The sequence below is a fragment of the Microcoleus sp. Pol8_D6 genome, from assembly GCF_036700965.1.
Taxonomy (GTDB): Bacteria; Cyanobacteriota; Cyanobacteriia; order Cyanobacteriales; family Microcoleaceae; genus Microcoleus.
This window is the reverse complement of sequence record NZ_JAUBPW010000026.1, coordinates 72,034-84,363: the sequence shown is the minus strand read 5'-3', so window position 1 is coordinate 84,363 and position 12,330 is coordinate 72,034. Positions and strand designations below refer to the sequence as shown.

The following is a 12,330-nucleotide window of genomic DNA, read 5'->3' as shown; positions in this document are numbered from 1 at the left end:
ATTAAATAATCACATCGGTGCGATTTGGTATTTTATCCATCACTACAATTTATCATTACTTGTTTAGGACTACCAATCAAGGAATGGAAAAACTCCCCGACTTAAAGCCTACGCACGCGCGTACTTTTTCCACATCATTCTCTAATATGGAATCCAATCTAACTTATCGAGCCATTCTTCAGCTTCAGTAGTTTCCCAAATAAAATGAATTGTTTCTGCCCATCTGCCGATACTTCCACTTGGACGCACCTAAACTAATCCCCAACTTTGTCCCCCTGCGGCCCAATGTTACTCCAAATGTCCGCTAATACTTTTGCGATTATCCGTCACTAATAGTCGTTTCCATGATTCCCAATAAATGAGAATCTCTGGATCTAAGGTGCATAATGGCGGCGCATTTGAATCACCCACCCGCAAAATATCTATCTCCGGATCGAGGTTTAAAACAGCACTTTTGAGCTTAGGAGGCAAATTTTCATCGAGTAAAAAACGAATTTTTACGCTTAGTTAAGTAACTCCTGTTCTCGCTGTGCTTTGATTGCTCTCAAACGCAATGCTACAGGAGATGGATTAGCCAACCATTCCTGATAGCGTTCTTCCCGCCACTTCGCCAGCCACAACATATAAGCATCCATCTGCCTCCGATTTTGCAGATAATAGGTTAGCGTCGCGTAAATTTTATCTAAATTCAAACTTGGTAATTATTCCAAAATTTGGTCTGGGGAATATCCATCCAAGTAATATTTAATTACGTCGTCAATGCCGATCCGATGTCCTTTGATGCGGATGTAATCTGGGTCGAGGAATTCAAAATATTCTTCTAGTTGCATCGGTGTATCTCCGAATACTTAGTTAAGCGCATTTAATCATAAATTGAAAAGGGCGATCGACCTTATATAATAGAAACTTGTTTACGATCGCCCTTTATCCCCCTATCATGCTTCAAATCCGCCGTCGTCCCCCCAGCACATCAGTTTCCGTACTCTACCTCAGCTACCAAATCGCCGTACCCGACGCCGAACCCCAGCACATTCTCGAAGAAATCGTCTGGGAAAAAGAAGCCGAAGTAGCCCAAAAGCGCGATCGCACTCCCTTATCCGAACTTCACAAAAAACTCCCCTTCGCACCGCCAACTCGCGACTTTCTTGCCGCCCTTAAAAACGGCAAAACCACACCAGCTATCATCGCCGAAGTTAAAAAAGCTTCCCCCAGCAAAGGCGTAATTCGCGAAGATTTCGACCCAGTGGCGATCGCCCTAGCTTACCAACAAAACGGCGCTAGCTGCATCTCCGTACTCACCGATGAAAAGTTCTTTCAAGGCAGCTTCGACAACCTCGCTAAAATCCGTGCCGCCGTCGATTTACCCTTACTTTGCAAAGAGTTTATTATCTATCCCTACCAAATTTATCTCGCCCGCATTCACGGTGCCGATGCTGTACTTTTAATCGCCGCCATTCTATCTGACAAAGACTTACAATATTTTGTGAAAATTGTCAAGACTTTGGGCATGACAGCTTTAATAGAAGTTCACACTCTCGAAGAACTCGATCGAGTATTAACCCTAGAAGGCGTTAACCTGATCGGCATCAACAACCGCAACCTAGCAGACTTTTCCGTCAGCCTAGAAACCACCACTCAACTATTAGCCTCCCGACAAGCCGAAATCCAAGCAAAAGGCATCCTCATCGTCAGCGAGTCAGGAATCCACACTCCCGACGACCTAGCTAAACTTGCCAGCGCCGGAGCCGAAGCCGTTCTCATCGGCGAATCTCTGGTCAAGCAGCCCGATCCAGGCGCAGCTTTAGCCTCCCTTGCCGATCGCCCTCCCAGCCTGTGAAAGGCGAGACCGCTTGACAAACCACCCTTAATTCTGATAAAAAATGATTAAGTAGGTAAATAATGAGAATTTCTAGCCTGCATCGACTCAAGCGCTACTGTAAAAAAGAAATAGCACTGAAAGCTATATTGCATAGAAATATTTTGCCAGAAAGCAATTAAATCTATTCTGTAAGCCTGTCGATCGCAAAATTTAGCGTGTCCAACGCCCCCAGCCCCGAATATTTGATCGGCAAAGCAGGGGTTATTGTACGGTTAGAAAACAAATAAAAAATCGGGCATCTAATGTTCACCTGTGATGCCTCATGCAATTGCAATGGGGTGTCGGTTCGCTGAGGTATGTTAGCTTTCATGGAGCCAATCCCCCTTCCTTCGTACATTCATTATGAATTGCTACTTCAATTGTTAGAGCGCAAAACGATGTTTGCTGTCAGTCCACAATCGCCGCAGCAGCAACAAGTGCACCAACTTATTATTACGCTGCGTAAAGCCCTTGCCATTCAAAAGCAATTAGAACAAAGCTGCGAGCGATCGAACTTAGCGGTAGAACATCGCTGGTCTCTAAATGAAATTAACCACAAGGGAGTTAAAAGTTAAAAAAGTTAGAGTAGCGACGTGACGTATCGTATTTGATTTATTCTATATAACTCCCACAGAAAAACTTAGGACAATATCATGGACAACAAATTAATGCTGATGATTCCCGGCCCGACGCCGGTACCTGAAGCGGCCTTGTTAGCGATGGCAAAACACCCGATGGGCCACCGCAGCAAGGAATTTGACGGGATTTTTGCAGAATGTACCGAAAATTTGAAATGGCTGCACCAAACTAAAAGTGACGTGCTGAGTTTAACCGTTTCCGGTACCGGCGCGATGGAAGCTGGGATAATTAATTTCTTGAGTGCGGGCGATCGAGTTTTAGTCGGCACTAACGGCAAATTTGGTGAACGTTGGGCCGAAGTCGCCGAAGCTTACGGTTTAAACGCCGAAATTATTAAAGCCGAGTGGGGCCAACCTTTAGACCCCGAAAACTTCCGCGAAAAACTCGAAGCAGATACAGAGAAGCAAATCAAAGCTGTCATCCTCACCCACTCGGAAACCTCTACCGGCGTCCTCAACGACCTCGAAACCATCAACCGCCACGTTAAAGCCCACGGTGAAGCTTTAATTATGGTCGATGCCGTCACTAGCTTAGGCGCTGTCAATATTCCGATGGACGCTTGGGGAATCGATGTCATTGCTTCGGGTTCTCAGAAAGCTTACATGATTCCTCCCGGCTTGGGTTTTGTGGCCGTCAGTCCCAAAGCTTGGGAAGCTTACAAAACTGCGAAACTCCCCCGCTATTATTTGGATTTGGGCAAATATAGCAAAGACGCTGCCAAAAATACCACTCCTTTTACTCCCCCTGTCAATATGTTTTTCGCCCTGCAAGCATCGCTGCAGATGATGAAAACAGAAGGGTTGGAAAATGTTTTCGCGCGACACCAACGCTTAATGAAAACTACTCGCGCTGCTGTAAAAGCTTTAGGTTTGCCGTTGTTTGCTGCTGACGATGCCGCCAGCCCTGCGATTACTTCGGTTATGCCGCCAGCATCCGTAGATGCTCAAAAAGTGCGGACTTTGATGAGAAAGAGATTTGACATTGCTCTCGCCGACGGACAAGACCATTTGAAAGGTAAAATCTTCCGAATCGGTCATTTGGGATTTGTGTGCGATCGCGATATTCTAGCAGCAATTTCCTCTTTAGAAGTCGTGTTGCAAGAATTGGGTCATGAAGGCTATACTCCTGGTGCCGGCGTTGCCGCTGCTGCCAAATTATTGGCTGAATCCTAATCCAAGTTATTAAAGGATTTTGGATTTTGGATTCTGTCTAAAATCTAAAATCCTTTTAATATGCTTCGGATAACCAATCAAAGATTTTATCCAACTGTTCGAGAGTGACTAAACCGTATTGCCACAGAACCATCGGCAAGGAATTCGGGTCTTGATCACGCTGCCGCTGTTTGTTATCGCCGACACGTTCGGCGACAGCAATTGACGCGGGCGAAATTGCCAAATCTTCTTGTAAAAATCGAATTAATCGAGTGTATGTAGCGGGTGCCATGTGATTTCACCTCTAAGTATAGGACACCATTTTCTGATGTGAACCTGATGTTTTTGATGAGTAATAAGCCAGTTTTAAATTTGTCTTGTTACCGTTTATAGCTTTTAAAACGCTATTAGCGGTTGAACTGCCAAACGCAATGCTGAGTGCTACTGTAAAGCTAACCTTTCCCAAAAAGTGAAAGGTTTTGCAATTTTGCTGATGTCGGCCCGATCGACTTGCGATCGCGATCGAACCTAAACTGAATACCTCGGCATCTTTGGAGCGCGAATCAGAATAAATTCTGCTACCTAACACTACTAAACCAAGTTCAGAGTTTAACTTCATCTGCCGAAATGCAGAATCCGCAAATCTACTTCGGGAAAATTAGTTAGATATTTCGATCAAACCCGAAACTGCTACCAGAAGTTAAGTTTGCCAATTACCGCCAATTAACTTGGCTCGTAGCATATTACTTTAGATAGGTTTAGTAGATTTAGCTCGATCGCCAGAACTTCCAGAGAATTTCTTTTCGTGTTGCTACACCTTGAGGCTGAGTATCGTCTCTCAGGATTGGTAACGAGTCGCTGACTCGTCTCATACCTGCGACCAACCATCTACAGCTTCCGGAAACAAGCTCAAGTCCTGACTGACTGAGATCGACATCGTAGCAAATCTTTGGATGTTTGTACTGAATCTTACATTAATATCTTAACAAATTTAATCAATTTTTGTAAAGTTTCTAAATTTTCGCCGGTATTCCGAAGGTAGGGGGAGCTCTGGGCGATGCAAACCGGGGGACTTTGTCTGTCTCCAGGTTTTACTTACTGAAACAGTCCGAAGTTTTACTGGAAAAACTCGATTTCAATACGATCGCCCACTTTGACACCGAGTTCAGCAGCCCGCCCGCCCCGAAGTTCAATCACTCGATCGACAGCAGTATCGGGCCCGTAGGTAGGACAAGGATCTGCAGTACAAGGAGGTGCAGAAACTTCGATCGCCTCAACCACCCCATCCCGGATAAAAATCATATCCAGAGAAATCTTGCAATTTTTCATCCAAAAATTGACCCGCCGCGCCGGTTTAAACTCAAACAGCATTCCTCTGTCATCCGGCAAAGAAGTTCTGTACATTAAACCCATAGCCTGTTGTTCCGGTGTTTTCGCCACTTCGAGTTCGATGGGGCCATCGCCTATCCGAGCTCTAGCAGAAACAGGCAGCATTTGACCCGATGTTGTCGCAGTCGGAGACCGATCCGCCACAATACCAGTAGCACCAGCATTGGCGATCGGTAAAGTCGGCGAACATCCCAGCAAAAATATACTTACTCCAATACCGAGCAAAGTAGCTAAATAATTCATATTGATTTTAGATTTTAGATTTTAGATTTTAGATTTTAGATTTTAGATTTTAGATTGGTAATTGACCATTGGACATTGGATATTGGACATTGGAACTAGCCAACAGTCAACAGTCAACAGTCAACTGACTGCTTCAAGCTTCCCGCATCACATAGCCAACACCGCGCACCGTCTGAATCAAGCGCTTTTCGCCCTCATCTTCAATCTTGAGCCGCAGATAGCGGATGTAAACCTCAATCACATTCGACTCGCCCAAAAAGTCGTAACCCCAAACATTTTCCAGAATTTGTTCCCGAGTCAAAACCTCGCGGGGATGTTCCATCAAATACTTTAGCAGCTCAAATTCCTTCATCGTCAGGTCGATCGCCCGTCCATTGCGTAGGGCCCGCCTAGAGGCCAAATCCAAAACTAAATCGCCAAACCTCAATTGTTCGTTGCTGCTGTTATCCGGCTGCAAATACAAGCGCACCAACTGCAAAAACTCCTCAGTGCGGTAAGGTTTGAGAAAATAATCATCCGCCCCAGCTTCCAGACAAGCTACGCGATCGTCAACTGTATCGCGACCGACCAATAGCAGCACCGGCACCCGATTGCCAATACTTCTGAGGTAAGAACACAGTGATAGCCCCGACTCAGGGCCAAGTATCCGGTCAATTACAATCAAAGCAGGCTGCAATTCACGGGCTAAATTTTGGCCAGTGGCGGTGTTAGAAGCTACTACGGGTTCATAGCCGGAGGATTTTAAGTCTAGACTCAAGTGTCCGGCGAGAACTTCGTCTGTTTCAACTAGCAGGACACAGGGATTGCGATCGAGAGTAATTGCAGCCATTGAATTGACCGATGAAGACCATAACTGTTCTAGCACGTCTTAAGGAAGAGAGGGAGAGGGGGAGAGAGGGAGAGGGGGAAAGTGGGAGAATGGGAGAATTACCAATTACCAATTAAGCTATTTGGCATTTAAATTGAAGCTTGCTCGCCCCGGGCTATCCTGTCCGCCCCACAAGAGCTTAAGTAAAAAGTAGCTTACAAATTAAATGCGCTACAGCTTACCAATTACCAAATTGAAGAATTTATGACTATCATCGTATTCGGCAGTATCAACATCGACCTAGCAGCAAAAACTCCCCGGTTGCCACAGCCAGGGGAAACTATCATCGGTAGCAATTTTTTCACAGCCGGCGGCGGCAAAGGAGCAAATCAAGCCGTCGCGGCCGCCCGTCTCGGCACTTCTACTAACATCATCGGCCGCGTCGGCAACGATAAATTTGCTGAAGAATTATTGACTAATTTACAATTTTATGGTTTAAGTACAGACAATGTATTAATAGACCAAAACACTCATTCAGGAGTGGCAATTATCGCGGTAGACGAGACAGGTCAAAATAATATTATTGTGATTCCGGGGGCGAATAACAATGTCGGTGAAGCCGATATAGAACGTCTCAAAAAAGTGTTAACAGGAGCTACATCTTTGCTGTTACAGTTAGAAATTCCCCTGGAAGTTGTCCAAAAAGCTGCGAAAGCTGCTCGTCAAGCGGGGGTGCGAGTTATTCTCGATCCAGCACCGGCTAGGGCGGATTTGCCGATCGAACTTTATCCGCTAATTGACATTATCACGCCGAATGAAGTGGAAGCGGGCCAGTTAGTCGGTTTTCGGGTGAATGACACTGAAACAGCGATTGTAGCTGCCAAACAGTTGCAGGAGCGCGGCGTCAAGAATGTTATTGTCAAATTGGGCGATCGCGGGACTGTTGCTGTTACGGCGGATGAAACGTTTTTTGTACCGGCTTTTGCTGTGGAGGCGATCGACACTGTGGCTGCTGGCGATGCTTTTAACGGCGGGTTAGCCTCTGCATTAGATGCCGGTCTGTCCTTGTCAGAGGCGGTGCGGTGGGGCGCAGCAGCGGGCGCTTTGTGCACAACTAAAAGGGGTGCTCAAGTGGCTATGCCCGATCGGGCAACTTTTGATAATTTTTTGCATAATTTAACTTGAATTTGTCAGGTGCGTATTAGTTGAATTTGTCAGGTGCGGAATGCGCGCCCTACTTTGACTTGTAAAGCGCGCATTAGTTGAATTTGTAATTTGTAAGGTGCGGAAGGCGCACCCTACTTTAACTATTTTTATTTAATCGTCGTCTTTGAATTCTTTCGCTAGGCGATCGAGTCTGTCGTTCGTTTCTTTTGTAAACTTGAGTAACCTACCGCTGACAATATTTAATGTTAATCCGCCAGCGGTGGCAACTGAGCCTTCTGTGACTTTTCCAGAAAACAACAGTACGATGACTAAAATACTCATAAAGGCGTTTACTATTTTTAACCCAATAGTCACGTTAAAACTGAATTTAGCTTGACGCAAACGTTCTTGAATGACATCTCGCTCCATTTCTGGGTAATCATCAGAACGGAATGGTGGGTTGGAAGTGGACTTATTAAGAAGCATTTCTATTTTTTTAACTCTACAATGTCTATCTTGCACCTACTGAAAAAGCTTTGGGACGATTCTGAAGACGATAGGCAGGAACTTTGTAGATTTTGAGTAATTAACTTTGCCATCTCAGTTCCAGCTAGCTTTTCAGCTTGGGAGGCTGAGATCCGAGCAAACTTGGTTTACTGGCTTAAGTTCATATAAACTATTACTATCTTCCTTAAGTTCGGGAATATCGTCACCCGAACGTTAAACTTCGTCAATTTATGAATTCACGGACGCAGCAGCGCTATCGCGGTGTGATACTGACACCCACAGGACAGCAGAAACTTCAGGCTGAGATAGATCGCTTAGGTATCAGCCAAAGATACGCCGTCCGTAAAATCCATGAACAAATTCAACTTAAGCTCAACGGCGAAACGTTACATCCTGATACAGTCAGGAAGATAGTGCGGGGTCAGGGAGTCGAAAAAAGCTCTCTTGAACTTGTTTTTAGGGCGCTTCGGCTAAAACTGGAGGAGGTTGACTGTGATTTGGCTCCTAAAAATCAACTGCAAAATGCAGAAGATAGCGAAACTTCCTCGTTTGTAACTGGCACTCCCATCACCCGTCCGCGCTACTTTTTTGGGCGGAAGAAGGAACTAAAACGCCTATTCGACTTACTGAAACGCCGTCCCCTGCAAAATGCTGTCATTATCGGCAAGAGCGGCAGTGGCAAGACTTCTTTGCTGGAATACTTGAAAAATATTACCACCACCCCAACAGCACAGTTGCGTCCCGGTCAAAAATCTGACTGGTTGCCCTCTCCAGAAAACTATCGCTGGATTTTGGTAGATTTTCAAGATCCGCGACGGCAGAGTCGGGAAGGGTTGCTGCGCTACATTTTAGAATGCCTAAAAATGTCAGTTCCCAGCCCTTGCGACTTAGAGGGATTTATGGATGTGGTTAGCAGTAATTTACTTCAGCCTACAGTCATCTTATTTGATGAAATTGGTGTAGGTTTAAAGCGCTGTCCCGAATTAGATGATGAGTTTTGGGAGAGTTTGCACTCTTTGAGAACATACCAAACCAATGGGAATTTAGGGTTTGTCTTGGCAACTCCAGTATCGCTGATCGAATTAGCGCGTAGCACCGGACATAGTTTGCCTTTTTTCAATATCTTTCGATATAATACCACAACTCTCGGAGCTATGACTGAAGCTGAAGCGCGCGAGTTGATAGCCAGTTCGCCCATGCCTTTTCCGGCTGAAGATGTCGAGTGGATTTTGACTCAAAGTAAATGCTGGCCTCTGCTGCTGCAAATCCTTTGTCGAGAACGATTATTTAGTTTGGAAGATGAGGAAATGGGGGATGACTGGCAGGAAGAAGGGTTAAAACAGATGCAGTCCTTCGATAATTTATTTAATCCTTTCTTTGATATAGTTTTCTAGCGATGGTTATATTTATGAAACTACTCAAAATTAAGTACGTAAAGCAATTTTATCGCAAGCCCTGCAATCAAGCAGATGCAGCAGGATTAGCTATTTTACAGTTTTTGGCAGCACGAGGAGAAGGGGCAACAGTCAGCAGACTAACTATTTTGCAACACTTTCCCGATAAATACGATGCTCTCAATTTACTTCTGCAACGCGAATTGATTGAGGAAGTTAGTGAGGGCTACCGTTTCCAAGTTGAATTAATTCGCCGCTGGTTTGCATCATCTCTGTCTGTCCAGTAGTCTACGGCGAGATGAAGATATTGCCTGTAGGGACACAACATTGTTGTGTCCTTCATAACTTTAACTACTTTAGCTTTAACCCTGCGGCCGCTGAATAATAGTTTCAACTACCCGCCGCTTAACTTTTGGATCGATACCAATCAGCCGCACGTATTCGCCGCCGTGTTCCGCCAAACAAGTTTCTAAAGATGCAACCACATCTTTTTCCTGTGCATTGTTAATCGTCGCGCAACTTTGCCAAGAACCAGTCTTAAATCGGCGATTATCTGCATATTCCATGCCAATTTTGCAGCCTCTTGCTAATAACTGTTTTACTTGTTCCAATACCTCGGAACTCAGCCGCGCCGCATGACCGTTACCACCTTCAGAACTTGGCTCAACGTAAGCCTTATAATATTTCGAGGACGGGTCGTTTAATTGACTTTGCGTTGGCACAGCAGCCGCAGCATTGGGGGTTCCTTGAACGTTAAACAGGCGCGATTGGTTGTATTCATCTACTAAGCGCATTTCCTGAATCCGCTTTTGTTGACCCACCATCAAACTGCCCATTTCTAATAAATGAGCGAGGCTGAAATTCGGGTTCTGGAAATCTGGCGCTGCTTCCAAAGTGTTTACCAAACGCTTGGAAACTCGCTCGATTCCTACTTTGTGAATGAATTCGCGGATTTGTTCGTCATAAATGCGCGATCGCAAAGCACTAAAAAAGTCGATCGCCTGATCGGGAAAATAATCAACTAACCCCACAATCTCGGTTTTTGACAATTTGTCAGACTCAAAAATTCCTCCAACAATCCCAATTTTATCATCCCGGCTGGGTTCCCAATAAAACTTTTCCATCCGCCCGTCGCGAATCAGCGGCGCGTACAGCGTAGAAAAATCATTTCCGGTGACAATAATCGGCACTCGGTGCAGTGGCGTACTGTCATAACTTCCCGGTAACTGCACGTTAGTTGGATTGTCAGCAATATTCATCAGAGTCGCATTGACCATCTGAGTATTGACAGTATATTGAGTAGTAGTATCGAACCTGCCAGCACCGGCATCCAAATCGTTAATAAAGATGGCGCACATCTCGCCCCGCACCCTAATTTGCTCCGCAGCTTCCCGGTAGCGCAAGCGAATTAAACGCGCCGGATCTCCGGCATCCGGGCTTTCTAATTCGCCGCCAGATATCATCACCGGTTCAAAGCCCATCCGCCGAAAAACCAGTTCGGTTTGAAAAGTTTTGCCTTCTCCTTTGCGGCCGTGAATTCCCAAAATTAGGGGAACTCTTACCCCTGGTAAATTTAAAAAGTTTTTAGTGACGTGCACCGCAACTTTATCGAGAAAGTTAGGAGAAATGTAATAACTCATCAGTAGATTTGTGAGGGATTAATTGAAGTTACTGTTATGATTTTATGACAAAACTAACAGCCTGCACCGCTAACCTGGATTTTTACCGTACAATCGAGGTCTGCATATTATGTGTTAAGGAGCGATTCGTGAGTCCAGAAACCTTACTAAAAGAACCAAGCGTGCAAGCCGAAGCCAGTCCCTTCAGTTCTGAGAGCTTCGACAGCTATGTAATGACAACTTACGGGCGTTTTGCGATCGCCCTAGAACGGGGCCTGGGTTGCCGCGTGTGGGATACCGAGGGCCGCGAATATCTCGATTTTGTGGCGGGTATTGCTACCTGCACTCTGGGACACGCGCACCCGGCAATGATTGCAGCGGTAACTCAGCAAATTCAGACCCTACACCACGTTTCTAACCTTTATTACATCCCCGTACAGGGCGAGCTGGCGAAGTGGCTTGTAAACCATTCTTGCGCTGACAGAGCCTTCTTTTGCAACTCCGGCGCGGAAGCTAATGAAGCGGCAATTAAACTCGCCCGCAAGTACGCCCACGAAAAACTAAATATCTCGAATCCGACAATCATTACCGCTGTTGCAAGTTTCCACGGGCGGACTTTGGCGACAATTACGGCAACGGGACAGCCTAAATATCAGAAGGGTTTTAGCCCTTTGGTTCCCGGATTTCACTACGTGCCCTACAACGATATTAGTGCGATCGAAAGTGCGATCGAGCAACTCGACAAAGACGAACGCCAAGTAGCAGCAATTATGCTGGAAGCGCTGCAAGGCGAAGGCGGAGTTCGCCCCGGAGATATTGCCTACTTCCAGCGAATTCGGGAAATTTGCGACGAAAAAGGCATTTTGCTGATTCTCGACGAAGTGCAAGTCGGGATGGGACGCAGCGGCAAATACTGGGGCTACGAAAACCTCGGCATTGAACCGGATATCTTTACCTCTGCCAAAGGATTGGGCGGCGGTATCCCGATCGGCGCTATGCTGTGCAAATCTTTCTGCGATGTATTTGAACCGGGAAGTCACGCCAGCACTTTCGGCGGCAATCCTTTTGCTTGCGCTGTAGCTTTGTGCGTTTGCCAAACTTTAGAACGGGAAAACATTCTAGAAAACGTGCAGCAGCGCGGGGAACAGTTGAAAGCAGGGCTCAACAAGTTGGCGGCCGCATATCCGCATTTAATTGCTGAGGTGCGCGGCTGGGGTTTGATTGTCGGGATGGAATTGCAAGCTGATATCGAACTGACATCGGGCGATATTGTCAAATCTGCCATCGCCGCAGGAGTTCTGTTGGTTCCCGCAGGGCCGAAAGTGCTGAGGTTTGTCCCGCCGCTGATTGTCACTGCCGCTGAAGTCGATCGAGCTCTGCAGGCAGTGGAGTCAGCCTTGCGTTCTCAAGCGGTACAGTAAAATCTACTGAGTTGCTTTTTGTTAGCTGTAGCGCTGAAACTCGCGCAATATCCTAGATAACTCACTTAGTCCAGGACACACTTTTCCTCAGAAACCGGGTTTCTTTCGAGATTTCTCGTTACTAAACCCAATATTTTCCCAGAAACCCGGTTTCT

General features: G+C 45.9%; 15 protein-coding genes. 7 read left to right on the top strand and 8 right to left on the bottom strand.

The features are described 5' to 3' along the window. Positions 1-503 precede the first annotated feature (503 nt). Positions 504-692: a hypothetical protein gene (locus QUA10_RS13000; RefSeq protein ID WP_333082382.1), complete on the bottom strand. Its 189-nt coding sequence runs from the start codon at positions 690-692 to the stop codon at positions 504-506. A 9-nt stretch (positions 693-701) separates the two neighbouring features. Further along, complete coding sequence (locus QUA10_RS12995; protein WP_333082381.1) at positions 702-830, bottom strand: DUF433 domain-containing protein; 129 nt, start codon at positions 828-830, stop codon at positions 702-704. A 107-nt stretch (positions 831-937) separates the two neighbouring features. Here QUA10_RS12995 and trpC point away from each other — a divergent pair, with 107 nt between their 5' ends. From trpC to QUA10_RS12980, 3 genes are all read left to right on the top strand, one after another. Continuing rightward, positions 938-1,837 carry an indole-3-glycerol phosphate synthase TrpC gene (gene trpC, locus QUA10_RS12990; protein ID WP_333082380.1) on the top strand — a complete coding sequence of 300 codons (900 nt, stop codon included), beginning with the start codon at positions 938-940 and terminating at the stop codon, positions 1,835-1,837. A 350-nt stretch (positions 1,838-2,187) separates the two neighbouring features. After that, positions 2,188-2,433: a DUF5340 domain-containing protein gene (locus tag QUA10_RS12985; RefSeq protein ID WP_041623669.1), complete on the top strand. Its 246-nt coding sequence runs from the start codon at positions 2,188-2,190 to the stop codon at positions 2,431-2,433. Positions 2,434-2,511: 78 nt separating this feature from the next. Beyond that, positions 2,512-3,669, top strand: coding sequence for an alanine--glyoxylate aminotransferase family protein (locus QUA10_RS12980; protein WP_333082379.1), 1,158 nt, complete (start codon positions 2,512-2,514; stop codon positions 3,667-3,669). A gap of 55 nt (positions 3,670-3,724) precedes the next feature. On the opposite strand, the gene QUA10_RS12975 is transcribed toward QUA10_RS12980, so the two are convergent. The 4 genes from QUA10_RS12975 to nblR form a co-directional block, all read right to left on the bottom strand. After that, positions 3,725-3,940 carry a DUF2949 domain-containing protein gene (locus tag QUA10_RS12975; protein ID WP_333082378.1) on the bottom strand — a complete coding sequence of 72 codons (216 nt, stop codon included), beginning with the start codon at positions 3,938-3,940 and terminating at the stop codon, positions 3,725-3,727. A gap of 12 nt (positions 3,941-3,952) precedes the next feature. After that, positions 3,953-4,267 (bottom strand): hypothetical protein, encoded by a 315-nt coding sequence (locus QUA10_RS12970; RefSeq protein ID WP_333082377.1) that lies wholly within the window; start codon positions 4,265-4,267, stop codon positions 3,953-3,955. A gap of 497 nt (positions 4,268-4,764) precedes the next feature. Continuing rightward, positions 4,765-5,280 (bottom strand): DUF192 domain-containing protein, encoded by a 516-nt coding sequence (locus QUA10_RS12965; RefSeq protein WP_333082376.1) that lies wholly within the window; start codon positions 5,278-5,280, stop codon positions 4,765-4,767. 133 nt (positions 5,281-5,413) lie between these two features. Further along, positions 5,414-6,109 (bottom strand): response regulator transcription factor NblR, encoded by a 696-nt coding sequence (gene nblR, locus QUA10_RS12960; protein WP_333082375.1) that lies wholly within the window; start codon positions 6,107-6,109, stop codon positions 5,414-5,416. A gap of 243 nt (positions 6,110-6,352) precedes the next feature. Here nblR and rbsK point away from each other — a divergent pair, with 243 nt between their 5' ends. Then, positions 6,353-7,273 carry a ribokinase gene (gene rbsK / locus QUA10_RS12955; protein WP_333082374.1) on the top strand — a complete coding sequence of 307 codons (921 nt, stop codon included), beginning with the start codon at positions 6,353-6,355 and terminating at the stop codon, positions 7,271-7,273. 132 nt (positions 7,274-7,405) lie between these two features. Here the strand turns inward: rbsK and QUA10_RS12950 are convergent, their stop codons facing one another. After that, a complete protein-coding gene (locus QUA10_RS12950; protein WP_333082373.1) occupies positions 7,406-7,720 on the bottom strand; it encodes a TRADD-N-associated membrane domain-containing protein in 315 nt (104 codons plus the stop codon). 251 nt (positions 7,721-7,971) lie between these two features. Between QUA10_RS12950 and QUA10_RS12945 the strand changes: the two genes are divergently transcribed. Both QUA10_RS12945 and QUA10_RS12940 read left to right on the top strand, forming a co-directional pair. Further along, on the top strand, positions 7,972-9,135 hold the full coding sequence (locus QUA10_RS12945; RefSeq protein ID WP_333082372.1) for an nSTAND1 domain-containing NTPase: 1,164 nt from the start codon (positions 7,972-7,974) through the stop codon (positions 9,133-9,135). Between the two features lie 14 nt (positions 9,136-9,149). Then, positions 9,150-9,422 carry a hypothetical protein gene (locus tag QUA10_RS12940; protein WP_333082371.1) on the top strand — a complete coding sequence of 91 codons (273 nt, stop codon included), beginning with the start codon at positions 9,150-9,152 and terminating at the stop codon, positions 9,420-9,422. A 75-nt stretch (positions 9,423-9,497) separates the two neighbouring features. On the opposite strand, the gene QUA10_RS12935 is transcribed toward QUA10_RS12940, so the two are convergent. Continuing rightward, positions 9,498-10,775 carry a ribulose bisphosphate carboxylase small subunit gene (locus QUA10_RS12935; RefSeq protein ID WP_333082370.1) on the bottom strand — a complete coding sequence of 426 codons (1,278 nt, stop codon included), beginning with the start codon at positions 10,773-10,775 and terminating at the stop codon, positions 9,498-9,500. A gap of 128 nt (positions 10,776-10,903) precedes the next feature. On the opposite strand from QUA10_RS12935, the gene QUA10_RS12930 reads away from it, so the two are divergent. Next, positions 10,904-12,175, top strand: coding sequence for an aspartate aminotransferase family protein (locus tag QUA10_RS12930; RefSeq protein WP_333082369.1), 1,272 nt, complete (start codon positions 10,904-10,906; stop codon positions 12,173-12,175). Positions 12,176-12,330 lie beyond the last annotated feature (155 nt).

What these genes read in the sequence shown, in the direction of transcription:
- QUA10_RS12940 (WP_333082371.1), top strand. Translation starts at nt 9,150, where the DNA reads ATGAAACTACTCAAAATTAAGTACGTAAAGCAATTTTATCGCAAGCCC.
- rbsK (WP_333082374.1), top strand. Translation starts at nt 6,353, where the DNA reads ATGACTATCATCGTATTCGGCAGTATCAACATCGACCTAGCAGCAAAA.
- QUA10_RS12945 (WP_333082372.1), top strand. Translation starts at nt 7,972, where the DNA reads ATGAATTCACGGACGCAGCAGCGCTATCGCGGTGTGATACTGACACCC.
- trpC (WP_333082380.1), top strand. Translation starts at nt 938, where the DNA reads ATGCTTCAAATCCGCCGTCGTCCCCCCAGCACATCAGTTTCCGTACTC.
- QUA10_RS12970 (WP_333082377.1), bottom strand. Translation starts at nt 4,267, where the DNA reads ATGAAGTTAAACTCTGAACTTGGTTTAGTAGTGTTAGGTAGCAGAATT.
- QUA10_RS12965 (WP_333082376.1), bottom strand. Translation starts at nt 5,280, where the DNA reads ATGAATTATTTAGCTACTTTGCTCGGTATTGGAGTAAGTATATTTTTG.
- QUA10_RS12995 (WP_333082381.1), bottom strand. Translation starts at nt 830, where the DNA reads ATGCAACTAGAAGAATATTTTGAATTCCTCGACCCAGATTACATCCGC.
- nblR (WP_333082375.1), bottom strand. Translation starts at nt 6,109, where the DNA reads ATGGCTGCAATTACTCTCGATCGCAATCCCTGTGTCCTGCTAGTTGAA.
- QUA10_RS12935 (WP_333082370.1), bottom strand. Translation starts at nt 10,775, where the DNA reads ATGAGTTATTACATTTCTCCTAACTTTCTCGATAAAGTTGCGGTGCAC.
- QUA10_RS12975 (WP_333082378.1), bottom strand. Translation starts at nt 3,940, where the DNA reads ATGGCACCCGCTACATACACTCGATTAATTCGATTTTTACAAGAAGAT.
- QUA10_RS12980 (WP_333082379.1), top strand. Translation starts at nt 2,512, where the DNA reads ATGGACAACAAATTAATGCTGATGATTCCCGGCCCGACGCCGGTACCT.
- QUA10_RS12950 (WP_333082373.1), bottom strand. Translation starts at nt 7,720, where the DNA reads ATGCTTCTTAATAAGTCCACTTCCAACCCACCATTCCGTTCTGATGAT.
- QUA10_RS12985 (WP_041623669.1), top strand. Translation starts at nt 2,188, where the DNA reads ATGGAGCCAATCCCCCTTCCTTCGTACATTCATTATGAATTGCTACTT.